Annotated in this window: 23 protein-coding genes and 3 pseudogenes; 13 read left to right on the top strand and 13 right to left on the bottom strand. The window is 70.2% G+C overall.

Going from position 1 to position 24,268, the window contains the following annotated elements; translation table 11 throughout:
• Positions 1-168: pseudogene (locus tag BIV24_RS35135) on the top strand (RNA-guided endonuclease TnpB family protein); the annotation flags it as partial.
• Positions 169-206: 38 nt separating this feature from the next.
• Positions 207-737, top strand: a complete 531-nt coding sequence (locus BIV24_RS08800; protein WP_071365631.1) for a hypothetical protein — start codon at positions 207-209, stop codon at positions 735-737.
• A gap of 226 nt (positions 738-963) precedes the next feature.
• Here the strand turns inward: BIV24_RS08800 and BIV24_RS08795 are convergent, their stop codons facing one another.
• Both BIV24_RS08795 and BIV24_RS08790 read right to left on the bottom strand, forming a co-directional pair.
• Positions 964-1,530 carry a cysteine hydrolase family protein gene (locus BIV24_RS08795; protein ID WP_071365630.1) on the bottom strand — a complete coding sequence of 189 codons (567 nt, stop codon included), beginning with the start codon at positions 1,528-1,530 and terminating at the stop codon, positions 964-966.
• A gap of 84 nt (positions 1,531-1,614) precedes the next feature.
• Positions 1,615-2,505: an LLM class F420-dependent oxidoreductase gene (locus BIV24_RS08790; RefSeq protein WP_071365629.1), complete on the bottom strand. Its 891-nt coding sequence runs from the start codon at positions 2,503-2,505 to the stop codon at positions 1,615-1,617.
• A gap of 471 nt (positions 2,506-2,976) precedes the next feature.
• Here BIV24_RS08790 and BIV24_RS08785 point away from each other — a divergent pair, with 471 nt between their 5' ends.
• Positions 2,977-3,540, top strand: coding sequence for a hypothetical protein (locus tag BIV24_RS08785; protein ID WP_071365628.1), 564 nt, complete (start codon positions 2,977-2,979; stop codon positions 3,538-3,540).
• Positions 3,541-4,171: 631 nt separating this feature from the next.
• Here the strand turns inward: BIV24_RS08785 and BIV24_RS08780 are convergent.
• The 5 genes from BIV24_RS08780 to xylB form a co-directional block, all read right to left on the bottom strand.
• Positions 4,172-4,786, bottom strand: coding sequence for an N-acetylmuramoyl-L-alanine amidase (locus BIV24_RS08780; RefSeq protein ID WP_071365627.1), 615 nt, complete (start codon positions 4,784-4,786; stop codon positions 4,172-4,174).
• A 55-nt stretch (positions 4,787-4,841) separates the two neighbouring features.
• The gene (locus BIV24_RS08775) at positions 4,842-5,858 is read right to left on the bottom strand and encodes an acetamidase/formamidase family protein (RefSeq protein ID WP_071365626.1); all 1,017 of its coding nucleotides are present in this window, start codon (positions 5,856-5,858) and stop codon (positions 4,842-4,844) included.
• Positions 5,855-7,339, bottom strand: coding sequence for an APC family permease (locus tag BIV24_RS08770; protein WP_071365641.1), 1,485 nt, complete (start codon positions 7,337-7,339; stop codon positions 5,855-5,857). Before BIV24_RS08770 ends, BIV24_RS08775 begins: the two co-directional genes overlap by 4 nt.
• Before the next feature lie 203 nt (positions 7,340-7,542).
• The gene (locus BIV24_RS08765) at positions 7,543-8,751 is read right to left on the bottom strand and encodes an ROK family transcriptional regulator (protein WP_071365625.1); all 1,209 of its coding nucleotides are present in this window, start codon (positions 8,749-8,751) and stop codon (positions 7,543-7,545) included.
• A 17-nt stretch (positions 8,752-8,768) separates the two neighbouring features.
• Entirely contained in the window at positions 8,769-10,214 is a 1,446-nt protein-coding gene (gene xylB / locus BIV24_RS08760; protein WP_071365624.1) for a xylulokinase, read from the bottom strand.
• A 200-nt stretch (positions 10,215-10,414) separates the two neighbouring features.
• Between xylB and xylA the strand changes: the two genes are divergently transcribed.
• Entirely contained in the window at positions 10,415-11,581 is a 1,167-nt protein-coding gene (xylA, locus tag BIV24_RS08755; protein WP_071365623.1) for a xylose isomerase, read from the top strand.
• A gap of 298 nt (positions 11,582-11,879) precedes the next feature.
• On the opposite strand, the gene BIV24_RS08750 is transcribed toward xylA, so the two are convergent.
• Complete coding sequence (locus BIV24_RS08750) at positions 11,880-12,155, bottom strand: hypothetical protein (protein ID WP_143064575.1); 276 nt, start codon at positions 12,153-12,155, stop codon at positions 11,880-11,882.
• Between the two features lie 475 nt (positions 12,156-12,630).
• Here BIV24_RS08750 and BIV24_RS08745 point away from each other — a divergent pair, with 475 nt between their 5' ends.
• Positions 12,631-12,813: a hypothetical protein gene (locus tag BIV24_RS08745; RefSeq protein ID WP_071365621.1), complete on the top strand. Its 183-nt coding sequence runs from the start codon at positions 12,631-12,633 to the stop codon at positions 12,811-12,813.
• Between the two features lie 50 nt (positions 12,814-12,863).
• On the opposite strand, the gene BIV24_RS08740 is transcribed toward BIV24_RS08745, so the two are convergent.
• Positions 12,864-13,706 (bottom strand): hypothetical protein, encoded by an 843-nt coding sequence (locus BIV24_RS08740; RefSeq protein ID WP_071365620.1) that lies wholly within the window; start codon positions 13,704-13,706, stop codon positions 12,864-12,866.
• 137 nt (positions 13,707-13,843) lie between these two features.
• On the opposite strand from BIV24_RS08740, the gene BIV24_RS08735 reads away from it, so the two are divergent.
• Complete coding sequence (locus BIV24_RS08735; protein ID WP_071365619.1) at positions 13,844-14,749, top strand: oxygenase MpaB family protein; 906 nt, start codon at positions 13,844-13,846, stop codon at positions 14,747-14,749.
• Between the two features lie 86 nt (positions 14,750-14,835).
• On the opposite strand, the gene BIV24_RS08730 is transcribed toward BIV24_RS08735, so the two are convergent.
• Entirely contained in the window at positions 14,836-15,435 is a 600-nt protein-coding gene (locus BIV24_RS08730) for a class I SAM-dependent methyltransferase (RefSeq protein ID WP_071365618.1), read from the bottom strand.
• Positions 15,436-15,587: 152 nt separating this feature from the next.
• Here BIV24_RS08730 and BIV24_RS08725 point away from each other — a divergent pair, with 152 nt between their 5' ends.
• The 5 genes from BIV24_RS08725 (at position 15,588) to BIV24_RS08705 (ending at position 20,591) form a co-directional block, all read left to right on the top strand.
• Positions 15,588-16,361: an MHYT domain-containing protein gene (locus BIV24_RS08725; protein ID WP_071365617.1), complete on the top strand. Its 774-nt coding sequence runs from the start codon at positions 15,588-15,590 to the stop codon at positions 16,359-16,361.
• 46 nt (positions 16,362-16,407) lie between these two features.
• Positions 16,408-18,924, top strand: coding sequence for a sensor histidine kinase (locus BIV24_RS08720; protein WP_071365616.1), 2,517 nt, complete (start codon positions 16,408-16,410; stop codon positions 18,922-18,924).
• A complete protein-coding gene (locus tag BIV24_RS08715) occupies positions 18,921-19,358 on the top strand; it encodes a roadblock/LC7 domain-containing protein (protein ID WP_071365615.1) in 438 nt (145 codons plus the stop codon). Before BIV24_RS08720 ends, BIV24_RS08715 begins: the two co-directional genes overlap by 4 nt.
• 19 nt (positions 19,359-19,377) lie before the next feature.
• Entirely contained in the window at positions 19,378-19,791 is a 414-nt protein-coding gene (locus tag BIV24_RS08710; RefSeq protein WP_071365614.1) for a DUF742 domain-containing protein, read from the top strand.
• Between the two features lie 194 nt (positions 19,792-19,985).
• Positions 19,986-20,591, top strand: coding sequence for a GTP-binding protein (locus BIV24_RS08705; RefSeq protein WP_071365613.1), 606 nt, complete (start codon positions 19,986-19,988; stop codon positions 20,589-20,591).
• A gap of 4 nt (positions 20,592-20,595) precedes the next feature.
• Here BIV24_RS08705 and BIV24_RS08700 read toward each other — a convergent pair whose 3' ends face one another.
• Entirely contained in the window at positions 20,596-21,024 is a 429-nt protein-coding gene (locus BIV24_RS08700; RefSeq protein ID WP_071365612.1) for a PPOX class F420-dependent oxidoreductase, read from the bottom strand.
• A gap of 114 nt (positions 21,025-21,138) precedes the next feature.
• Here BIV24_RS08700 and BIV24_RS08695 point away from each other — a divergent pair, with 114 nt between their 5' ends.
• Both BIV24_RS08695 and BIV24_RS35130 read left to right on the top strand, forming a co-directional pair.
• Positions 21,139-21,552 (top strand): roadblock/LC7 domain-containing protein, encoded by a 414-nt coding sequence (locus tag BIV24_RS08695; RefSeq protein WP_071365611.1) that lies wholly within the window; start codon positions 21,139-21,141, stop codon positions 21,550-21,552.
• Positions 21,553-21,699: 147 nt separating this feature from the next.
• Positions 21,700-22,077 (top strand): annotated as a pseudogene (locus BIV24_RS35130) (DUF6397 family protein); the annotation flags it as partial.
• A gap of 300 nt (positions 22,078-22,377) precedes the next feature.
• Here the strand turns inward: BIV24_RS35130 and BIV24_RS35125 are convergent.
• Both BIV24_RS35125 and BIV24_RS08685 read right to left on the bottom strand, forming a co-directional pair.
• Positions 22,378-22,482 (bottom strand): annotated as a pseudogene (locus tag BIV24_RS35125) (acyl-CoA thioesterase II); the annotation flags it as partial.
• Positions 22,483-22,694: 212 nt separating this feature from the next.
• Complete coding sequence (locus BIV24_RS08685; protein WP_079168088.1) at positions 22,695-23,960, bottom strand: RICIN domain-containing protein; 1,266 nt, start codon at positions 23,958-23,960, stop codon at positions 22,695-22,697.
• Between the last annotated feature and the right edge of the window lie 308 nt (positions 23,961-24,268).

Below are 24,268 nucleotides of genomic sequence, written 5' to 3'. Positions count from 1 at the left end.
AAGCACGCACTGCCGCTGGGAGAGCGCACCTGCACCTGCACCGCATGCGGGACCGTGAGCCCCCGGGACAAGAACTCCGCACGCGTGATGCTCGTCCGGGCTGGTCTCGACCCGGCTGGTGCTGAGGGCGTAAGACCACCCGGGGCGCCGCCCCAGGTGGCTGCCTGAGCCAGGAATCCCCTCCCTTCGAGGGAGGGGAGGATTCAATGATGCTCAACACCGTGGGTGTGGTGGTGTTTCAGGTGCGCGTTGCCCGCCGGGTGACCGACCTGCGCACCGCTACCCGGGCAACCCGGCATGCCGGCTGGCTCATGCTCGCCGCATGCGCGGCGTACGCGCTGTCGGGAGCCGGTGTCGGGGCTCAGACGGCAGTGGCCGTCCTGGTCGCGGCCGCCGCGATCCAGGTGTTCGGCGAGATGGTGCAGGGGGCGGGTAGCTGGGAGATCGGCTTCGGACTGGCGCACCCCGACAAGCAGGGGCAGTATCAGGGCTTCTTCGGCATGGGTCCGCAGATCGCCAGGATGCTCGGCCCGGCGCTCCTCACGACACTGTTGCTCGGCTGGGGCACCCCTGGCCGGCTCGCACTCGGCGGCCTGTTCCTGGCCGCCGGAGCCCTCTTTGGACCGGCCGTACGTCGCGCCGAGCGAGCCCGCCGAAAAGCCCGGCCGCGGGAACTCTTGAACCGGCCTCGGGCACACCCGATGGGAAGTGACCTGGCGGGTGAACCCGACGTGTGAGCCGCCGGCCGGCTGCGACGGGACGGGAAGACGTTGCGTCGCGGCCGCAGGGAACCCCGGGGAACGGAAGAAAGCGGGTGCCGGTTGCGCAGCTCTGGAAGCGGCGAGGGTCATCGAGCCCTCGCCGCCGTCCGCTGGATCGACCAAGTGGAGGGTCTCAGCGGGCAAGGGCCTGCAAATGCCCCCCGTTATCGCGGATTTCGCGCATGGTCCCGACCGGTTCCGTTCAGCCCGCGTCGTCCGATATGAAGGTCACGTCTGCCGTGTCGACGGTCCCTCCGCGGCGCCCGGGTGCGCTCTGCCACTTCCAGTAGAGGTTGGCGTGCGTGATCACTTGCTGCGGGGTCGGCGCGCCGTACTCCGTGAGGTCCTCCGTCGTGTGCGCGTCGCCGACCAGTGTCACGTCGTACCCGCGTACGAACGCGCCGTGAAGGGTCGAGCGGATGCACGCGTCGGTCTGGGCGCCCGTGACGACGAGCCGGCCCACTCCGCGTTCGGCGAGTGCCTCCTCCAGCACCGTGTCCTCGAACGAGTCGCCGTAGTGCTTGTGGACGAGGGGCTCCGCATCGAGGCGCACCAACTCCGGTACGTACTGCCAGCGTTCACTGCCCCGCTCGAGCCCCTCGTCGGAATGCTGCACCCAGATCACCGGCACGTCCTCCGCGCGAGCCTTGTCGACCAGGGTGTTGATGTTCGCGATCACGCTGTCGCGGTGGAGGGCGCCCGCCACCACCCCGTTCTGCACATCGATGACGAGTAGTGCGGTGTTCGGCCGATCGGGCAGGGTCGTCATGGGAACTCCTGTTGCTCGCCGCGGATCCTGTGTGGTCCCACCCTAGGCGGGGCCACTGACAGTGGCCCCTCACGCGGATGAGCCTCAGCGCAGCAGGTCGGCCAGGCGCCGCCAGTCTGCACGCGGCAGGGAGTCGCGCGGTTGGTCGTCGACCACCTGGAGTGCCACGTGATCGGCGCCCGCCGCTTGGAAGGCCTCGATCCGTTCCCGGATCCGGCCGTCGTCGCCCCAGGCGAACAACGCGTCGACCAGGCGGTCACTGCCACCGTCCGTGAAGTCGTCGTCCGTGAAGCCGAATTGTCGAAGCGCGTTCGTGTAGTTGGGCAGCCCCAGGTAAATGGCGAGACTGCCGCGGGCCTTCGTCCGGGCGCTGTCCGGATCCGTATCCAGCACCACCTTCGTCTCCGGCGCGAGCAGCGGGGCGTCGCCCAGGATCTCGCGGGCCCGGGCGGTGTGTTCGGTCGTGACCAGGTACGGGTGCGAGCCGGCGGCCCGGTCGCGGGACAGCTCCACCATCTTCGGGCCGAGCGCGGCCAGGACGCGGCGCTCGGCGGGAACACCGGCGGCGTCGAGGGCGTCCAGATAGCCGACCATGGCCGAGTACGGGCGACTGTACTGGTCCGCGAGTTTGGCGTGGCTCACGCCGAGCCCGAGCAGGAAGCGCCCGGGGTGAGTCTTCTCCAGTGCCGTGAAGCGCGCCGCGGTCTCGGCTGCCTCGTACTGCCAAATGCTCTGGATGCCGGTCGCCACGGTGAGGCGCGAGGTCGCCTCGATCAGCGGTACCGCGTGGCGTACGCCGCTGCTGCCACCCAACCAGACGGCGCCGAAGCCGAGTTCCTCCAGTTCGGCGGCCGCCTCGGCCAGTTCACCGCGTATGGCGGCGTCCTCCGAACGCAGTCCGAGGCTCCAGATGCCGTACCGTCCGACGGCCTCCTTCACGGGGCCTTTGCCATCCGCGCTTGTTTCGCCGCTCATCGGGTCCGATGCCTCCGTGTTCGGTGCTTCGCCTGCTCATGCATTGGTTGGCTTGCATGGATCACAGCAGAGCCCAACGAGCTTGAGATGCGGGGTATTCCACGTCGTGAGCCCGATCGCGCGCAGCGGTGCGGGGGTGTATCGGTGCAGGGAACACGTCCCGCGCAGGCCGGCTTCCGGATGTGCCTCCCGCCGCCGCCCGGCCGCGCGGCGAGGCGCCAAGCCGGGAGGCCGGGTGCCTGGAGTCTCGGATGTCGATGAGCGGCCTGCGGCCAGGTACCTCGGTATCCCGATGGAGGCGCTGGGGTGGCGGCACACTCGGACCGGATGACAGGTCGTCAACACGGAAATTACGCCAATCGGATTGTTCCTCATATTTTCGGTATGTCGGATATGACACATGTGGAGATCATCTGTACGTTCAATCTCGCATCGGCTCACAGCCGACGTCTCTCAGACAGGAGAAGTGACATGGCAACGCGTTCCACCGCTGTTACTGCCGCAATCGCGGCTGCCGCGGCGCTGGCGGCCACGGGCATCACCTACGCCTCCGCGGCCTCCGAGCCGGCCCAGGCGGCTCCGGTCGCCCAGCAGGCCATCGCCGCCCCCTCCGCCGCCCTCCAGGGCGGCGGCGAATCCGGCAAGGGTTACGAGGGTAAGGGCAATGAGGGCCGCGAGCATGAGGAGGGCCGCGAGCACGAGCACGAGAAGCGGCACCACTTCATCGGCAAGGTCCGCGTCAACGAGCGTGAATTCCCGGCCATTCCGGACGGCTGCATCGTCGTGGTCAGCGGTCTCGGCGCCAGGAGCTTCAACGTCCGCAACGACAGCAAGAAGACCGTGGAGGTCTTCAGCGGCGCCACCTGCGACAACGGTGCTCCCATCGCCACCGTCGGCCCCTGGAGCCAGGCGGACGGGTTGGTCCCGCGGCACGTCCGCGGTGGTGTGAAGGTCAAGCACGGTGTGGTCGGCAGCTTCCGAGTGATCAAGCGTCACCACCACGAGGAGAAGGGTGGCGACAACGACAGGGACTGACCGAGGTGCCTGTGAGATGGAGATCGAGAACCCCGGCCCGCCGGAATCGGGCCGGGGTTCCGGTCTGCCTCCCCGGGCGTGGCGCCCGTATTCCACGCTAATCCTTTACCGAATCCTCCGCGTGTCGAGAGAGTGCGGCGGGAGTCTTGGGTTATGGAGCGACTGGCCCGGAAGCCCCGGAAGCCCCGGAAGCCCCGGAACCGCTGGGCGCAGGCGGGATGCCGACGGAGTGGCCGGGCGTGGGGCTGCTTCCCTTCCCACTGTTCCGGTCTGCGCCATAGGGGCGCCTGACGGGGCTCCGTTCAGTGGCGCGACACCGGGGCCGTGGTGGACCGGCAGCAGCCTGCCGGTGCCGGCTCGCGTGCCGCCGTGACGCTTCCGCCCCAGGGGTCGGACTGGGCAGCGGGGGAGGCCGCGGCGCGGCCCCCTCACCCGTCCGGCGGATTTCCCGCCGCCAGGGCCACCCGCGGACCGCTCCCATCGGGCCTCCCGGACGGCGACGTGGCCGGGACTTCACACCCGTCGCGGGGGGGGCGCCGACAACCGTTCGAGCCGCCCGAAACCGGTGGAGCGCCCCCGGTCGCAGCCCCCCGGCCTCGTATCCTCCCCCTTCCCGGCCGACGTCATCCGATCAGGCGGCCTTGACCAGCCTTATGTAGCGCGTCCAGTCCCAGTTCGGTCCCGGATCGGTGTGGTCGGTCCCCGGGACCTCGTAGTGTCCGATGATGTGCGCCCGGTCCTTGGGGATGCCGTATTTGGTGCAGATCGCCGCCGTGAGCTTGGCGGACCTTTCGTAGAGGGCGTGCGTGAAGTACCCGGGGTGCTCCACCCATCCTTCGTGTTCGATGCCGATGCTGCGCGTGTTGTAGTCCCAGTTGCCCGCGTGCCAGGCGATGTCGTGCTCACGGACGCACTGCGCGATGTGCCCGTCCGCCGACCTGACGACGTAATGGGCGGACACTTTCTCCTGCGGGTTCGTGAAGATGCCCAGGGTGTTCGTGTACGTCGCCTGTGTCACATGGATCACGACGAAGTTGACCGGACAGCTCAGGGGCCGGTCGGCGGCCGTGTAATTGACGGGATCCGCCCCCATCCAGTCCGCGGAGCGATGGTCGACGGCCCGGGGCCGGGCGTTTGCCGGTGTGGAAGGGAGGAGCGCATAGGGAACCACGGCGAGGGCTGCGCCCTTCAGTAACCCGCGCCTGCTCGTGAGCGGTCTCGCTCGCCGCGATTCGGGGTCGTTCATGGCGAAAGTGCCTCCATGAAGAAGTTCCGGTGCTTCTGTCTTGTCCGTCGTGTACTCAACGCCTCAGCATGGCTGCCGTTTCGCGCAGCTGGGAGTGCATTCCGCGGTGTGTCTCGTGTGCGGGCAGCCAGTCTTTGCGGAGCTTGGCCACGCAGGTATAGTTGGTGTCGCAGACGTTCGCCAGCGGCGACTCGACCGCTTGGGTGAGGAACTGATAGGCATCCAGCTCGCTGAATCCGTAGTCGCGCACCAGCCACTGCACCAGGTCGAGCTGCGATATCCGGAACGCGTCCTCCAGCGGTCGCGCCGAGCCCGTAGAGACGATGTGCGTGTCGGACTCGATGCGTGGCCAGGGCGTGGCGATCCCCTTGAGCAGCTCGACGATCACCACGGTGTTCATCGCGCACTCGACGGCCACCCCGCAGGTCTCGCCCTCGCCCTGCCGGGCGTGCCCGTCACCCAGACTGATCAGCCCACCCTCGACGTTCACCCCCAGAAAGCAGGTGACGCCTGCACGCATTTCGGGGGTGTCCATGTTCCCGCCGTGCGCGTCCGGCACCAGAGCGGAGCGCACCTCCAGGTTGGCCGGCGCCACGCCCACCGTGCCGTGCATCGGATCCATGGGGAGTTCGACACGGATGTCGCTCTCGCGTGCGCTGAACAGGGCAGTGCGCCGCTCCCGGTCGAGCTGCCAGATCCACACGGTCTCCGGCAGCGGTGGCTGCAGCGTCGCGGTGGTGCGGGTGGAGGTCAGCGTGCCGAACAGCGGAACGGTCGTCGAGGCCGCCCAGTCCCGGGCCGGTTCGATCGACACGAAGTGAACCGCGAGAGTGTCGCCCGGCTCCGCGCCCTCCACATGGAAGGGACCTGTCTGCGGGTTCAGGAACGGGAAGGTGCACACCTCGGACACCAGGTCCTTCTCGGACCGGACCCGTCCGGCGAAACAGTCCTCCGTATACAGGTCGAGGACCGTGCCTGGTGCGATCCGTGCGCGGGGCGGCGCGCCGCCGAACGTCCAGGCGTACTCGTCCGGCGCGGGCCGGACGGTCAGGATGCGGGGGTCGTCGCTCATGGCTGCACTGCTCCGTTCGGGTGAAGGTCGGATGTGGGGGACTCGTCGAGATGGACGCGGGCGGTCTCGGCTATGCGTCCCGGATGGCGCCGCAGCAGGACGAGCACCACCACGACTCCGGCCGCCATCCAGACACCGACGATCGGGCCGGCGTACGACACCGGCGTGGTCAGCGGGGACACGAAGTCGAAGACCGGCAGGCCGGCTGCCGTCAGCAGAGCGGGCACGAAGGCGGCGATGCCCAGCAGCGGGAACAGCAGATGCCGCACGGGGTTGAACAACTCCCGCCTGCGGCGCAGGAAGTAGCCCGCGCACGCGAGGTTCACCACGATGTACACACTGATGACGACGGTGACGATAACGGTGGCCAGGAGCAGGAACGCCGTGACCGGGTCGTAGTACAGGCCGAGGCCGAGCATGACCGCCACCGCCACCGCGCCCTGCACGGCGACCCCGGCGACGGGGGAGCGGCGTTGAGGGTGCAGGCGCGCGAAGAGTAGCGGGAACACCCTGATCCGTGCCAGGGCGAAGGCCGTACGCGTCGAGACGTTGGCGCACGCGTTGGCATTGGCGATCGTCGAGTTGACGACGGCCAGGAACACCAGGACCCAGAACAGCCCGAAGGACGCACGGGCCACGCCCTCCCAGGACGCCGCTCCCGAGGCTCCGAAGGCGGCGAAGCGGTCCGGCCCCACGAACACGGTCATCGCGTAGGTTGTCACCACGTAGAAGAGTCCGATCGCCAGCGCCGCTCCCAGGACGGCGCGGTGCATCGTCCGTCGCGGGTTCTTCGTCTCCTCCGCCAGCGGCGCCGCCGCCTCGAAACCGGCGAAGGCGAGCACCGTGTACACCGAACCGGCGAACACCCCGCCGACGCCCCCGTATCCGTGGGCGGTGTGGGAGGTCCCGAACACCGACAGCGTGTTTTCGCCACCCGCCCGGACCACGAGCCAGACGGCGAAGACCAGGAAGACCAGAACCTCGAAGACGCCGAGGACGGTTCCGAGACGCGCCGAAGCGCGCACCCCGAAGTAACCCGCCGCTGCGATGACCACCGCGCCCGCGAGCGCCCACGGCCACCACAGGTCGTCCGGGTACGCGGACCACTCCTGGTGCAGCGTGCCCGCGGTCGTGAAGCCGAGTTGCAGGAGCAGCAGGGGCGGCACCAGTGCCTCTACGAACACATAGCCCCAGCCGACAAGGAAGCCGATGGTCGGATGCAGCCCCTGCGCCGCATAGGTCGCCACCGAGCCGGCGGCGGGCAGCCGCCGCGCCAGCTCGGCCACGCACGAAGCGGTGAACAGGCAAGCCACCAGGGCGATGAGCACCGACAGCGGCAGGCTGCCGCCCGCGAAGGCCGCGCCCGAGGGAATGGACGCAGCGACCGCTGCCGCCGGGGCCATCGCCGTGATGCTCTGGAACAGGACCTCGCGCAGACCGATGGCCTCGCGCCGCAGCCCCCCAGCTGTTTCTCCCGTCATGTGAACCCCCCGACGCGACTGACACATCGCCATGCGCGGCGACTGCGCCTCATGGGAATCACGGTACGGCTCCGGGTGGTTGGGCAGGAAGGGCGCGATGTCTTCGGTGGACAACGGCACGACTGTGGACAACTTCCTCACCCGTGTGAGGGAAGCGGTTCTGAACGGGTGCCTGAGAGCGAGGGCGGTCGGGGCCCAGGCCGCTACGTCCGCCCCGCCACCGCCGCCGGATCGTCGAGCACCGCCCGGACCACCGAGTGCGCGGCACCGAGCAGAGGTCCCTCGGGCCCCAGCCGCGAGACGCTCACGACACAGGCCCGCCCGGCCGACCTGCGCGCCAACTCCAGCTCCAGCGACGGCAGGAGCCAGGGAGCGAGAGCGGCCAGCGCCCCGCCGAGCACCACCGCCTGCGGGTCCAGCAGGTTCACCGCTCCGGTCAACGCGATGCCGAGCGCGGTCCCGGCGTCGCGCAGGGCCCGGTGTACCTCCTTGTCGCCTTGCGCGGCACGCTCGGCCAGCACCTCGACGCGGTTCTCGCCCGGCGTCAGCCCAGCCGCACGCAGCACCGCCTCCTCGCCGGCGTACTGCTCCAGACAACCGCGCCCGCCGCACGCGCACTCCGGCCCTTCCGGGTGAACCGGCACATGTCCCAGCTCGCCCGCGAAGCCGCGCGTCCCGCGGAGCAGCCGCCCGTCCACGACCACCGCGCCACCAATGCCGATCTCCGCCGAGACGTGCAGGAAGTCGAGCGGAGTGTCGTCCCCCAGCCAGAGTTCCGCGAGCGAGCCGAAGTTGGCCTCGTTGTCCACGGTCGGCGGCAGGTCGGCAGGCAGGAGCGCGCCGAGGTCGACCTCGTGCCAGTCGAGGTTGGGCGCGCGGACCACGGTTCGGGTGTCACGCGCCACCAGACCGGGCACTGCGACGGCGAGACCGGCCGGCCACAGCCCCTCCCGTTCCGCCTCCGCAACGACCTGCGCCACCAAGGCGGTCAGTTCGGCGAGCACCGGCTGCGGCGGGCGGCCGCGGTTCGTGCCGTGCCGCACCACCCGGGCCCGTACGGTGCCGCGCAGGTCGACCGCGCACACCGCGAGGTGATCGACGCCGATCTCCGCGCCGATCCCGGCCGGACCGCGTCCACTGACGGCCAGGGAGGACCCTGGGCGCCCCACCCGGCCGGGACGCTCGGGTCCCAGTTCCTCGAGCAGGCCCGAGCGGATCAGCTCGTCCACCAGCGTGGAGACGGCTGCCCGGGTCAGCCCGATCCGCGAGGCGACGGCGGCACGCGACAGCGGCCCCTCGGCGTTCACGGTGTGCATGACCCGCGCCAGATTGCGGCGGCGCATGCCCTGCTGGGTGTCGGGCAGCCGGCGGCCGGGGCTCGACGGATGGGCTTCGTGCAGCGGTGTGGTCATGCCTCCCCCGGGTCGCGTCAGCGCCGGTCCGCTTCCCGTGCCAGCAGCGGCGCCGCGTCGGAGAGTACCCCGGTGATCCTCGCCAGTGTCGCCTGGTCCCGCTCCATGGCCTCCAGCACCGGCCCGCGGGCGGTGTCCCAGCGCCGGGCGACAGCGGCCGGGTCCTCGCCCGTCAAGAGTCCCGCGGCCTGTGCGGCGGCCCCCAGGGCGACCAGTTCCCTGGCCTCCGGGACCTGGACAGGACGCCCCGACAGCCGTCGTACGGTCTCCTGCCAGGCTCTGCCCCGCGCGCCGCCGCCGATGAGCAGCAGCGGAACGGTGGGGTCCGCATCCGCTTCGAGCACCAGACCGAGGGCGCCGAGCAGCGCGTGTACCGCCCCGTCGTACGCCGCCTGCAGCAGTTGTCCGGCCGTCGTGTCGGGCCGCAGGCCGTGCAGCAACCCTGAGGCGTGCGGGAGAGCAGGCGTTCGCTCGCCGTCGAGGTAGGGGAGCAGCGTCACGCCGGTGGTCGGCTCGACGGCCTCGCGGTCGAGGCCCAGCAGTGCGGCGATCCGGTCGACAGCGAGCGTGCAGTTCAGGGTGCAGGCCAGCGGCAGCCAATCACCGTGGGCGTCCGCGAAGCCTGCAACGGTCCCGGTCGGGTCGGCCGGGCGCCGCTTCGAGACCGCGTACACCGTGCCGGAGGTGCCGAGGCTCAGCACCGGGGCGCCGGGCCGCAGACCGAGGCCCAGCGCGGCGGCCGCGTTGTCGCCGGTGCCCGGCGCGACCAGGGTGCCCTTGGAGAAAGGCAGGTCATGGGTGTCGCGTACGGTGCCGGCCACCTCGCCGGGCCGGACCACGCGCGGCAGCAGGGCTGGGTCGAGGCCCACGCGCGTGAGGATCTCCTCGTCGTACGACTCCGTCGCCGACGCCCACCATCCGGTGCCGGAGGCGTCGCTGCGGTCGGTCGTGCCCTGCCCCGTCAGACGCTCGGTCAGGTAGTCGTGGGGCAGCCGCACGGCCGCGGTCGCGCGGACGGCCTCCGGCTCGTTCTCGGCCAGCCAGGCCCACTTCGTCACCGTGAACGAGGCGCCGGGCACGCTTCCGGTGCGTTCCGCCCAGGCCTTGGGGCCGCCGAGTTCGTTCACCAGGCGGCGCGCCTGGGGCGCCGACCGCACGTCGTTCCACAGCAGGGCGGGGCGCACCGGGTCGCCGTGCGCGTCCAGGGTGACCAGGCCGTGCTGCTGGCCGCCGATCGACACCGCGGCGGCCTCGTGGGCCGCCTCGCCGCACTGGTTCAGGGCGTCGCACAGGGCGTCCCACCACTGGCGCGGATCGCTCTCGCGGCCTGCGCCCGACGAGACGGTGTGCGATGCCTGGCCGCGCGCCACCACCTCCCCGGTCGACGCGTCGACGACCAGGGCCTTGGTGGACTGGGTGGACGAGTCCACCCCGACGACGAGCGGACCCTCGGCTGCTGACATCGGGCTCTCCCTCTTCCGCGGCTCGCGGGATTCTGGCCGGTTGGCGGGCGCGTCCCGGGCCCGTCGCGGCCCGGTGCGCACTCATCGTCACGTACGAAGTCTCCGGACGGGGACACATCGTCTCTTCCCAGAGATGCCCCTGCATACTAATTTGTTAAGCGCCATGACGAAATAGTCTTCAGCGAGCGAGGAGCCACGGCATGAGCTACCAGCCCACCCCCGAGGACAAGTTCACCTTCGGCCTATGGACCGTCGGCTGGCAGGGGAGGGACCCGTTCGGCGACGCCACCCGGCGCGCCCTGGACCCGGTCGAGACGGTGCAGCGCCTCGCCGAGCTCGGGGCCTACGGAGTGACCTTCCACGACGACGACCTGATCCCCTTCGGGTCCTCGGACAGCGAGCGCGAGGCGCACATCAAGCGCTTCCGGCAGGCCCTGGAAACGGCCGGGATGACCGTGCCGATGGCCACCACCAACCTCTTCACGCACCCCGTCTTCAAGGACGGCGCCTTCACCGCCAACGACCGGGACGTGCGCCGCTTTGCCCTGCGCAAGACCATCCGCAACATCGACCTGGCGGTGGAACTGGGCGCGAAGACGTATGTCGCGTGGGGCGGCCGGGAGGGCGCCGAGTCCGGCGCGGCCAAGGACGTGCGCGTCGCCCTCGACCGGATGAAGGAGGCCTTCGACCTCCTCGGCGAGTACGTCACCTCCCAGGGCTACGACCTGCGCTTCGCCATCGAGCCCAAGCCGAACGAGCCGCGTGGTGACATCCTGCTGCCCACGGTGGGCCATGCCCTGGCCTTCATCGAGCGGCTGGAGCGCCCGGAGCTGTACGGCGTCAACCCCGAGGTGGGTCACGAGCAGATGGCCGGGCTGAACTTCCCGCACGGCATCGCCCAGGCCCTGTGGGCAGGCAAGCTCTTCCACATCGACCTCAACGGCCAGTCCGGCATCAAGTACGACCAGGACCTGCGCTTCGGCGCGGGCGACCTGCGCGCCGCGTTCTGGCTGGTCGACCTCCTGGAGAGCGCTGGTTACAGCGGGCCGCGCCACTTCGACTTCAAGCCGCCGCGGACCGAGGACCTCGACGGTGTCTGGGCGTCGGCCGCAGGCTGCATGCGCAACTACCTCGTCTTGAAGGAGCGTTCGGCCGCCTTCCGTGCGGACCCGGAGGTCCAGGAGGCCCTGCGCAGCTCACGTCTGGACCAGCTGGCGCAGCCGACCGCCGCGGACGGACTCCAGGCCCTGCTCGCGGACCGCAACGCCTTCGAGGAGTTCGACGCGGAGGCGGCCGCCGCGCGCGGGATGGCCTTCGAGCGCCTGGACCAGCTGGCCATGGACCACCTGCTGGGTGCACGCGGCTGAACTCTGCCGGATCTTCGTCGAGCTGCCGGCCTCTGCGCGGAAGGCCGCGGAACCCGTGCGGTCCGTGGCATGAGTCCGTGTCAACTGCCGTGCAGGGGTACATCATGATCGGTCCGAGGCGGCTGGGGTGGCATGGACGTCCCGTCCATGCCACCCCAGCCGCCGGGCGACACGCGCCCCTGTACCGCTGGCCTGCGGCCGGTGGGGCCGGGTGTGCTTGTGGGCGACCCCGGCCGCGGCCAGGGCGCCGCGCCAGTCGCGTGAGCGACAGCAGGAGACGCACCGCAGGAGGTCGATATCAGGCGGCGCTGAACCAGCAGATCTTCACGTAATCCAGCGAGTCTTCGTACTTCCCCGTCTCCGCCGCCACTTTCCGCAGTGCCTGTTCCCGGGAGAGGTTCCAGGGAATGACACCTTCGCCGTCTCGAGGGCTCATGTCACCGATCGTGATCCCCCTGTTCAACATGTCACCGATGAGTACGAGCAGCGCACTCCTGATCTCGGCGTCGGTGCTCCCCTCACCGGCCACGGTCTCGGCTGCATCCCACACGGGTATGAAATGGACCGGTGACATACATGCATACTGGATCAGATCAGCTCTTCTTGATATTGCTTGCCCGTCAGCATGACGGTGGCCCCCTATGGCTTCCCGTGGTACCGCCCGGCCCGAATTCCTTGCCTGGCTTCTCGATCAAACGTGGTGATCACCTTTGTGAAAGCCGATGCCAAACCCTAGGCAGAGGCCACTTGGAGGGCACGAAAACCGCTCTGCATCGGATCGGCGCCGAGATTTCCGATGAGAGCGCCACGGAAATCCTCCACACAGCGACATTGCCCTTGGATCCGACTACTGTGCTTGAGGGATGCCGAGGGCATAGTGCTTCGGGCCGCTCCGTCGGGCGTACACAGCGCAGCGGACCGTCCAGCACATCTCAGGGGCGGCTGAGGGTCGCGACTCAGGGTCGTATCAGGGTCACGACCTGGAACCGTGCTCAGCGCGCACCCGTTCTCATCACAGAGAGCGGCAGTGGCCGCGAAGGAGGCGACACATGTCCAAGAACGCGAAGATCGCCACCGGGGGAGTGGTGGTCGGACTCATCCTGTGGATCTGGCTGCCCTGGTGGGCCGTCCTCCTGATCGTGCTGGGAGTCCCGACGGCCGCGTACCTCACCCTGGACCCCTCGCAGCGACGCAGGCTGCGCCGGGTGACACGCAAGGAACTCGGCCGCTGAGGCGCCGTGCGTCCCTGAGCGACCAGACCCCACGCGCCGCCCTCAAGGCCTCAGGCCGGGCGCACCGCCATCTTGTCGAGCGCTTCGAGGAGCCCGGGCAACTCCGCGCCCCGCCCCACCGGCAGCACCTCGCCGGGCTCCTCGTCCAGGAGGACGAACGCGATGTCGTCGGTCCTGGCCACCATGGACCAGCCGGGCCCGTCCGCGCGCAGCGTCCGCGCCTCACCGGGAGCGAAGGAGGAGCGAACACGGCCCACTGGCGGGGGCGTGTCCACATACGCCCCCGCCTCGACGAGGGCGCGGTGGACGCCGCTGTGAGCCCTGCGCGCACCCTCGCCCTCCGAGGATTCCGCGCCCTTTCCGGCAGGCGCACCGCTGCCTGCAGGTGCGAAGTCGGCATCGTCGATCTGCTCACGCCACTGGGCCCACTGGAGCGCGATCTCGTCCGCTCCCAGACGCCGTTGCGCGGGACCCCAGGTGTCCGTGTCGGGTGGGGCCAGCGGCGCACGGTCGGCGAGCTCGGGCGCGGGATCGTGCGGGGCGGGCACGCCGGGCGCCGCGACGGCCACGGCCAGCGGCCACCCCGGCAGTGTGGCGACGACCGTCCGCTCGTCGGGCGACAGGTCGTGCTCCAGCCCGCAGTCCCAGGACGCGATCGCCACGGCCACCAGCGAGACGTCGTCGGTGACCACCGTCCAGCGCGCACCGTCACCGTCCTGACCGAGCACGAGGCCGTATCCGTCGGCCACGGGTGGCAGGCCGAGCGCCGCGCAGGCCTCCGGATAGTCGTCGCCCAGCACGCTCGGAAACTGCGCCGGCGTCAACAGAACCGCCGTCAGCAGATACAGCGCCTCGTCCTCGGTGGTGACGGCGTCCTCGTCCGTCCCGGCCATGCCGTCCTCCCCATCCGTTCGCCCGTCGGCGCACCTTAATGTGCCTGCGAGCCGGTTGTCACCAGCCTGATCCTCACTCCTGCTTCAACGTAGAGTTGGATGTCCGGCGCCAGAAGGCGGCAGAAGGGGGACGGACAGTGAAGCGCTTCGAGCGTCTTGAGCGGATTCGACGCATGGACCCTGAGCAGGATGCCTCGGAGATCTACCGGCTCAGCTCTGCCTACGAGTTCCCCTGGGACTACACCCGCGCCCTTGAACTGTCCCTTTACCGCACGTACGCCGTCCCCGCCATCGGCCGACTGCTCGCGGAGACCGCTGAGCTCACGGACCGTACGCAGAGACGCTACGACGACACTGCGCTGCTCCTCGACACGGTCGTCGAGCACGGCTTTGACAGCGACGAGGGCCGCACCGCGATCCGCCGCATCAACCAGATGCACCGCAGCTACGACATCAGCAACGACGAGATGAGGTACGTGCTCTGCACCTTCGTGGTCGTGCCCAAGCGGTGGATCGACGCCTACGGATGGCGCAGGCTGTCCCGGCACGAGACCGTTGCCTCCGCCGTGTACTACCGCACCCTGGGGCGGCACATGGGCATCAAGGACATCCCCGCGACGTACGAGGAGTTCGAGGCCTGCCTCGACGCCTACGAGGAATCCCACTTCGCATGGGACCCGGAAGCCCGTCGCGTGTCCGACGCGACCCTGGACCTGATGGCCTCCTGGTACCCGCGCCCGCTCACCCCCCTCCTACGGCTCTCGACGCTCTCCCTGCTCGATGCCTCGCTGCTGAAGGCCTTCCGGTACGAGCCGCCGAGCGCTGCCACGCGCGCGTTGGTGCGCCGCGCGGTCCGCGCCCGTGGCCGTCTCGTCCGCCTCATGCCCCCGCGCCGCGCCCCGCACTTCGCACGGCAGAACTGGGAGATCAAGAGCTATCCGGACGGCTACCGCGTCGCCGACCTGGGCACCCGTCCGGTTCCCGGCGTCAAGGGCTGCCCCGTCCGCCGGGCGGGGATGTCACCCGCCTCCCTCGTCGAGTGAGTCGAGCGTCGACCGCGACCAGGCCACCTCCGCCCGGCTCGCGGCCCACGCGATCATGCGGATGCCGGGCCGGGCGTGGCTGAGGCTCAGCCCTCGCGGACGGCCAGGGTGAGGAAGCGGTCGTCCTCGTCGACGTATGACGTCATGCGCCATCCGGAACCCGACAGGAGAGCGCGGAGGTTGGACTCGGCACGCAGGTCGTCAGGGGTGATCTGCCGCCCCTGACGGGCCGCGAGGGCCGCCCGGCCGACCGGGTGGAAGAGTGCCAGCAGACCGCCGGACCGCACCACGCGCGCCAACTCCCGCAGATTCTCGGCCGGGTGCGGGAGGTGGGAGATCAGGCCCGCCGCGAACACCGCGTCGAGCGACTCCGTGCGCAGGGGAAGCGCGGCCACGTCGGTGAGCAGCAACCCACTGTCGCGGTTCCTTCCGGCCCGTACGGCGGCCTCCAGCATCGCCGGCGTCAGATCGGCCCCCAGAACCGCTCCTGAAGGCCCCACGGCCGTACGCAGCGACGTGAGGGCCCGGCCCGTGCCACACCCCGCGTCGAGCACGCGGTCGCCCTCGCGGAGCCCGAGCGCGGAGACGGCCGCTGCGTACGCCGGGCCGTCATCGGGAAACCGCGTGTCCCAGTCGGCCGGGCGCGAGGTGAAGAACTCCTGGACGTGTGCGGGGTCGTCGCTCATGCCCCGCATGATTCCTCATCCTCGCGAACGACACGATGGTGCACACGTTCGACCGTGACGCGATCGTTCCATGGCCCGACTGTGTCAGATTCCAGCACCTTTCGAAATGCGCCCCCCGTGCGCGCCCCTGCCCGGACTAGCGTCCCCGGGCCATGGGACACCTGGACCATGCCACATTCGGTTGGCTGACCCCCGTACTGTCGTACGCGATGGCGTGCATAGGCGCCGCCCTCGGGCTGCGCTGCACCGTCCGCGCGCTCGGTGCCACCGGCAGATCCCGCCGCAACTGGCTTCTGACCGCGGCGTCGGCGATCGGCACCGGCATCTGGACCATGCACTTCGTGGCGATGCTCGGCTTCGGCGTCACCGGCACCGAGATCCGCTATGACGTGCCACTGACCATCCTCAGCCTGATCGTCGCCATGGTCGTCGTCGGTATCGGCGTGTTCGCCGTCGGCTACGGCAGGGGCCGCGCCCGGGCGCTGTGCCTCGGCGGACTCACCACCGGCCTCGGCGTCGCCAGCATGCACTACATCGGCATGGCGGCGCTGCGGCTGCACGGGGCGGTGAGCTACGACCCGGCACTCGTCGGGCTCTCCGTCCTGATCGCCGTGATCGCGGCCACCGTGGCCCTGTGGGCGGGCCTCAACATCAAGTCGTCCGGCGCCGTCACACTCGCCTCGCTCGTGATGGGAGCGGCGGTCAGCAGCATGCACTACACCGGGATGTTCGCGGTGAGTGTTCACCTCGCGCCGTCCGGCGCGGCCCTGCCCGGTGTCACGGCGATGCAGTTCATCTTCCCCCTCGCCGTCGGCCTCGGCTCCTATCTCTTCCTGACCTCGGCGTTCGTCGCCCTGTCACCCACCGCCGACGAACGTGAGGCGTCCGCGTCGGCCCAGCGTCCGGCCGAGGGCGCCGCCTGCTGACACGGACCTGGACGGCACGCCCCGACACACTCCGAACGAGGAGGCCATGCCTACACCCCGTAGGACCCCCACGGCCGACACCGAGCCGCTCCCCCGGCCTTCGGCGCGCAGCCGCCGTGCGCACGCCGGCCCACCGGCCGACGAACGCACCGAGAGCAGCAGCGCGGAATCGTCCGGCACACCCCCGCGCGCCGACTCGCGGCGCATGCGTCCCCGCACCGTCCGGGCGAAGATCATCTGTCTGCTGATGGTCCCCGTGGTCTCCCTGCTCGCCCTGTGGGCGTACGCCACCGTCAGTACTGCCCAGGACGTGGCTCGGCTGCGCGAACTGCAACGGGTGGACTCCCTCATCCGTGCCCCTGTCGCCGAAGCCGTGGCCGCGCTCCAGAGCGAGCGCGTGGCTGCCGTGCGCTACGCGACCGACCCTGCCGCCGCACAGCGGGGCGACCTCAAGACCCTCACGGGACGCACCGACCGGGCGGTGGCCGAACTGCGGCTCGGCGACCACAACACCGTCGCGGACGGTGCCGGGCTCCCCGCCGGGGTGGCCGACCGCCTCGCGGCCTTCGTCACCGGAGCCGAGCACCTGCGGTCCCTGCGCGCGGACGTACTCGCCCACCGGGCCGGCTGGGACGAGACGTATGGGCAGTACACCAGCACCATCGCCGCGGCCTTCGGGGTGGGCGGCGCGCTCACCGGCATCCAGGACGCCGACCTCGGCTCCGAAGCGCGCGTCCTGCTCGAGTTCTCCCGTGCGGCGGAGTCGCTCGCCCAGGAGGACGCGGTCCTCTCCAGCGCTCGCCTGGCGGGCACCCTCGACGGCGCGCGCCTGAGGCTGTTCACCGGCGCCGTCGACACTCGCCGCACCCTGATCGCGTCCGCTGTCGAAGACCTGCGCGGTTTTGAACAGGCCGCTTGGCGCCGGCTCGCGGAGGGCGACGCCTACGCCGTCGTCGGCGTCGTCGAGGACAGGGTGCTGGCCGGTCGGCCCGGTGCCCCGGCCATCGGCGCCGCCCCGGAAGCCACCTGGAATCCGGCGCACGCGCGCGTGCAGGACGGCATGCGGACCGTCGAGGCGATCGCCGGCCGTGACGTCACGCAGCAAGCCGACCCGTTCACCAGCGGTCTGCTGACTCCAGCCGGGGCCGCCGTCCTCCTGGGCCTTTTCGCGGTCGCCGCGTCACTCGTCATCTCCGTCCGCATCGGACGCGGACTCGTCGTCGAACTGGTCAGCCTGCGCAACAGCGCCCTGGAGATCGCCCGCCGCAAACTCCCGCAGGCCATGCGCAAGCTGCGCGCGGGGGAGGAGATCGACGTCCGTGCCGAGGCGCCGCCCGGTCCGCCCGCCGAGGACGAGACCGGGCAGGTCGCCGAGGCCTTGGGCACCGTGCATCGTGCCGCGCTGAGGGCCGCCGTCGAACGCGCGGAACTTGCCAGCGGCATCTCCGGTGTCTTCGTCAACCTCGCCCGGCGCAGCCAGATCCTGGTGCACCGCCAGCTCAGCCTGCTCGACAGCATGGAGCGCCGCTCCGAGGACCCGAGCGAACTGAGCGACCTCTTCCGGCTCGACCACTTGACCACGCGCATGCGCCGTTACGCCGAGAGCCTCATCATCCTCTCCGGAGCCGCACCCGGCCGCGCCTGGCGCATGCCCGTCTCGCTGACCAACGTCGTACGCGCTGCCGTCTCCGAAGTCGAGGACTACGCGCGCGTAGAGGTACGACAACTCCCCGAGGCGCTGGTGATCGGCGCCGCGGTCGCCGACCTCACGCACCTCCTGGCTGAGATCGTCGAGAATGCCGCCCAGTTCTCACCGCCCCACACGCGCGTGCGCGTCACCGGCGAGCCCGTCGGCAACGGCTATGCCATCGAGGTCGAGGACCGGGGGCTCGGCATGGGGAAGAACACCCTCGCCGAGGCCAACCGGCGCATCGAGCAGGACGAGGCACTCGATCTGTTCGACAGCGACCGGCTCGGCCTCTTCGTGGTCAGCAGGCTCGCCTCCAGGCACGACGTCAAGGTGCATCTGCGCACCTCCCCCTACGGCGGCACGACCGCCGTCGTCCTCCTGCCGACCGCACTCCTGCACAGCGGTTCGGCGGAACGTTCGTCCCCTACGGCCGACACCGAGCCCCACGAAGAGCGTGCTTACGCGCGCGTGGCCGCCACCGCGGTGCAAAGGGAGCCCGTGGGACAGGTCGCGGAACGGCCCGCCCTTGCGGTCTCCGCGCAGGCCGCGGCGAAGCCCGCCGACGCCTCACCCAGGAGCCGGCCGCGCCGGGTCGCGCTCCTGCGGCTGCACCGCGCCGCGGACGCCACCGACAGCTCCGACGACCTTCCACGGCGCGTACGGCAGGCGAGTCTCGCCCCCCAACTGCGCGGTCAGCGCCTTCAGGAGCCCGAGAGGAACGCTCACAACTCCCGGGGCGGCGACGAACGCACCCCCGAACTGGTACGGGACCGCATGGCGGCCTACCGCGACGGCTGGGCACGCGGCGGTGGCCGCGCTCCCGGTCGCACGACCGAACCCGTCGGCGACAACAGCGAAGGAGATCCCGCATGATCCAGAACCCGAGCATGAAAGCCGACCAGCGGTCGGGCGAACTCGATTGGTTGCTGGACGACTTGGTGACACGCGTGGCCGAAGTGCGGCACGCCGTGGTGCTCTCGAACGACGGGCTCGCGGTCGGTACCTCCAGGGACCTCGGTCGCGCGGATGCGGAACACCTCGCAGCCGTTGCCTCCGGCTTCCACAGCCTCGCCAAGGGTGCGGGTCGGCACTTCGGCGTCGGCGGGGTGCGTCAGACCATGGTGGAGATGGACGACGGCTTCCTGTTCGTGGCGGCCGCCGGCGAGGGCTCCTGCCTCGCCGTCCTCACCGCCGTCACGGCCGACATCGGCCTGGTGGGCTACGAGATGGCGCGGTTGGTGAAACGTGTCGGTGAGCACCTCTACGCACCACCCCGTGCAGACGCGCGCCCGCCCGCCGCCGGATGACGGGCGAAGGCGGTCGCGGATGAGCGAGGACAGGAAAGGCGCCCCGTACCAGCCAGGCAGCCAGTGGTACGACCACGAGGCCGGACCGCTCGTCCGCCCCTACGCGATGACGGGCGGCCGCACCCGGCCAGGCCCCACCGGGGTGCGCTTCGACCTCATCGCCCTCGTCTCGCTCGACAGCGAGGCAGCAGACATCGACGACGAGACCTCGCTGGGCCCGGAACACCGTGCCCTCGTCGACCTGTGCCGCATCGAGACACAGTCCGTCGCCGAGCTCGCCGCGGGAGCTGACCTGCCCGTGGGTGTCGTCCGGGTGCTCCTGGGCGACCTCCTGGAACTGGGCAGTGTCGCGGTCAGCTGCCCCGTCCCGCCGGCGCAACTGCCCGGCGAACGGATTCTGCACGAGGTCATCGAGGGACTGAGGGCGCTGTAGTCGATGGAGCCGAACCACCGTGAGCCGGGACTGCGCTGCGATGTGCACCATTCGGACGCCGAATGGGCAGGAGCTGGTCGCATCGGTCCATATGCGGTCCAATCCTTCGAACTCGAAGCGTAGTTGCCATGATGCTGATCCCGCACGGATGTACTGACGTCGACCGCGGTCGGCACTCCCGAGAGAAGTGATCGATGGTCATTGAGCACTCCGACGAGCCCGAGGACGAGGCGGCCGACCTTGCGCTGAAGATACTGGTTGCCGGTGGATTCGGCGTGGGTAAAACCACCCTGGTCGGCGCGGTCAGCGAGATCAGGCCGCTGCGCACCGAGGAGCTGTTGAGCGAGGCCGGTCAGTCGGTGGACGACGTTGACGGAGTGGACCACAAGGTCACCACGACCGTCGCCATGGACTTCGGACGCATCACCATCCGGTCCGGGCTCTCGCTCTACCTCTTCGGCACACCTGGCCAGGACCGCTTCTGGTTCCTGTGGGACGAACTCTCCCAAGGCGCCCTGGGAGCCGTCGTCCTCGCCGACACCCGGCGGCTCGAGGGCTGCTTCCCCGCCGTGGACTACTTCGAGCACAGGGGCATCCCGTTCGTGGTGGCCGTCAACTGCTTCGCGGGAGCGCGCACCTATGGTGCCCACGACGTGCTGGACGCCCTCGACCTCGACCGCGGCACGCCCGTGGTGCAGTGCGACGCCCGGGACCGGGACTCCGGGAAGGAGGTGCTGATCCGCCTCGTCGAGTACGCCGGGCGGATGCACACCGCCCGGCTGCTGGACTCCGTGGGCTGACGTGCTATCCGGCGACCGCCGAGTAGGCCAGAACCTTCTCGACCCGTACACGGACGAGGAGTTCTCCCGGAACGCCGTTGCGGGCACCGAACTCCTCGGCCCGCTCCTCGCCCATGTACCGGGCGCCGAGCCGGGTCGCCCAGTGCCTTACCTCGTCGAGGTCCTCCGACAGTTCGGCCCGACCCTGCAGTACGACGAAGCCGTACGGGGGACGGTCGTCGTCCACGCAGAGGGCGACCCGGCCGTCCCTGGCCAGATTCCGCCCCTTCACGGTCTCCTTCCCGGTGTTGAAAACCACGTCGTCTCCGTCCAGCAGGAACCAGATCGGTGCCACATGCGGGCTGCCGTCGGCGCGGACCGTGGAAAGTTTCCCGGTCCGGGTGCCCTGCGAGACGAAAGAGCGCCATTCCTCGTCGGTCATCTTGTGTGCCATGCCTCCATCTTGCTCGCCTGGACGGCGGCCGTCTTGTCTGGACGGCGACGGTGGTGAAGGCTGGCTGACCGGGTCCTCCAGTCAGGGGGAGCGACATCACGGGGAGAACGGACCATGGCGCAAAACACGGGGCTTGGATGGCTCCTGGACGATCTGACCGAGCGCGTGGATCACATACGGCACGCGCTCGTGCTGTCCAGCGACGGGCTGGTGACCGGCACGAGCACCGGGCTGCGCCGCGAGGACGCGGAGCATCTCGCGGCGGTCTCATCCGGGATGCACAGCCTGGCCAAGGGGTCTGGGCGCCATTTCGGCGCCGGGCAGGTGCGCCAGACCATGATCGAGTTCGATGACGCGATCCTGTTCGTCACCGCGGCGGGTCCGGGCAGTTGCCTGTGCGTGCTCAGTGCCGCCGAGGCCGACATCGGACAGATCGCCTACGAGATGACGCTGCTCGTGAACAGGGTCGGGGAGCACCTGGCCGTGGACGCGCGACAGCGCGAGGACACATCGAACATGGAACTCTGACTGGGCGAGCATCATGCTCCTGACCAGCGGAAACGACGAGACGGGCAGAGTTTTCCACAGGTCCGCCCGGAGACCCGGTCCCCCGGCTACGGTGTTGTCCGAAGCGGGTGCGCACGACGCTCGCCACGGACTCCACGGGGCCGGGCCGTGGTCTGGCTGTATCTGGCCGAGGAGCTGAGGCAGTTCGCCGCCAGGGAGGAGAACGCACGGTTGCTCACCGGCAGGACGCCGCAGGGTCTACGCGACCAGTTGGGCGAGGGCCTGGACCTGCGGCCCCGTAACTGGCGTGGCCGCCACCTCGGATTCCAGTTGCGCCAGACAGAAGACCCCTGGGCGAAGGATGCTGTCGTGGCGTCCGTGCTGGATCCCGTGCAGGTGGCGGAGATCGTCCAGGATCCCTACGAGCGCGCCGAGTTGCGCCGCCTGGGGCCCGTGCAGTCCGTGCCCGGGGCACTCCGATCGCCCGCGGACCGGATCACCGCGCGGATCACGACGGCGGACGATCCCGACGAGATCGACTGGCTCCGGGCCGACTTGAGGCAGGCGCTCACGGAGGCCCGTCAATGCCGGTCGGCTCCGCGACCGGCACCGGGAATTCCGGACGAAGGGCGGCCTGAGACGATGACCGATCGCGGGTCCGTCACACCTGGTGAGACCGCGGTCGCTCGTGACACCGTGGCCTTCCCTCCTATCGAGGCCACCCCTCGGGCCTCGGCCGTGCGGCGGGGGCCGACACGAGCGCGGGGCATGTTCGGATGGCTGCGCCGCGGTAACCCTGATCGTTCCGGCCCGGTACGGCCCGCCCGCTGCCGCAGGCGCGCGCCGTCAGCGTTCGAGCCTGCGGAACAGGCCCTCCTGGACGACCGAGACGAGCAGACGTCCCTCGACGTCGTAGATGCGGCCCCGGGCCGGACCGCGGCCGCCCACCGCGGTCCAAGTTGCTGTAGGCACGCTGAGTGAATGCCGCAGGTTTCCTGCGTGGAGGGGCGACAGCAGGTTCATCGTCTGCTGGTGGTACACCGTCTGCATGGCTCTGACCAGTGCAACTGCACTGTGTGAAGGGATACAGGCAGCCGTACGGCCAGCGCGTGCGGGCGGGCGGCCGTGTCGGTGAAGCCGACCACGGCCGCGTCGGAGGGCGTTCAGACGGTCGGGTGGAGGTAGAAGGTTTCGTTGTCGACCGGGTACTGGCCGATCTGGTCGGGCCATTGGATGACCCAGGTGCCGTCGCCGGTGCGGCCGCCCTCGATGTTGGCGTACAGGCCGGTGGCGTTGTTGCGCAGCAGGGTCAGGTTGGGCATGGTCGGGATGGGGTGTTCCAGGGTGAAGTTCTGGGTGTCGCGCTGAGGGTCGGGCTCGCCGCCCACGTTGTGGCAGTCCCAGATGTTGAGGTAGCTGCCGGCCCGGCTGCGCAGGCCGTCCTGGACGTCCAGGCACTTGTTGTTGTCCGAGCTGACCACGCGGTACATGGCCTGGCCGTTGCTGCCGGTGCCGATGTGGAAGAGGCGCCAGCGCTGGTTCGAGCCGCCGTTGGGGTGGTAGATGATCACGTGCGTGCCGTTGCGGTCCTGGCCCTCGTACACGTCGAGAACCTGGGTGTCGGCGTTCTCCGGGTTGATGGTCAGCTCCCGGGGCTCGGCGCCGCCGCGCATCGAACCGAAGTGGACGGGCCAGTGGTCGCTGCCCGCGTTGACGCCGACGGTGGCCTGCCAGTTGTCCGTCTGCACGTTGGCGACCATGTAGTCGAGTTCGCCGCCGCTGCGCTGGGTGGCCTGGCCGGCGTTGTAGATGTAAGAGCCCAGCGGCAGACCGGAGTAACGCAGCCCGCCCGGGCTGCGATTGAAGTCACCTAGGACGGCCCAGCTGGGGTACACCTCGTTGTACGCCGCCTGTGCGACCCTGCGCACCAGGGACGCGGCGTCGGAGCCGCCGTCGGCCGAGGCGTGGATCGAGGCGAAGAGCACGCCGTCGGTGTCGGTGCCCACCGCGAGGGCGGAGCGGTAGACGCCGGGGATTTCGAGTACGTCGTCGGGCCACCAGGACGTGATGATCCCGAGGTTCTGCGAGTTCTGGTCCAGGACGTGCAGATAGCGCACCGGGTCACGGCTTGACTCCTGCCACCGGTACACCCGGACGTTGCCGCGCAGGCCGAGGTCGACGGCGCCGGCGGGCTGGGTATCGGGCACCTCTTGGAGCGCCACCACGGAGTTGGTCCGCGCGAGGGTGTAGGCGCCGGCCCAGCGGTCCCGTCCGTTCTGCATGTTCCATGTTGCGGTCCGGTGCGTGTCCGGGTTGGCGGCCTGGGCGGTGCCGCCGCCCGCCACCAGGAAGGTGCCGAGCAGCAGTGCGGTGGCCAGCACGGCCCCGAAGCGGCGTAGAAGTCTGTGCGACGTATGGGAAGTTCTCATGCACTCCTCCGGCTCTCCAACAAATACCTGACGCGATGGGCGGTTCCAGCGCGATCGACGCGAGTTCGCTCACCTCCGGGTCGGCGAAGCAGGGAGGGCCATTGACGCATCCGCGACCCGGCCGGACCACGGGCAGGGGCGGCATCCGGCCGTTCGTCGGGGCGGCGGAAGTGGCGCGGTACCGGCTCCGGGGCCCTTGGGGCGGGGCGTCCGCCGCCCCGTGGGGCGCCGGAGGCAGCACCGTGCCGCCCAGGTCGTGGTGTGCAACTGGGGCTCGTGGGCGGCCTGTTCGGATTACGGGGTGGCGC

The sequence above is a fragment of the Streptomyces colonosanans genome (assembly GCF_001866645.1).
GTDB lineage: Bacteria > Actinomycetota > Actinomycetes > Streptomycetales > Streptomycetaceae > Streptomyces > Streptomyces colonosanans.
Note: the sequence above shows the minus strand (reverse complement) of the source record. Positions and strands in the feature narration are given on the sequence as shown.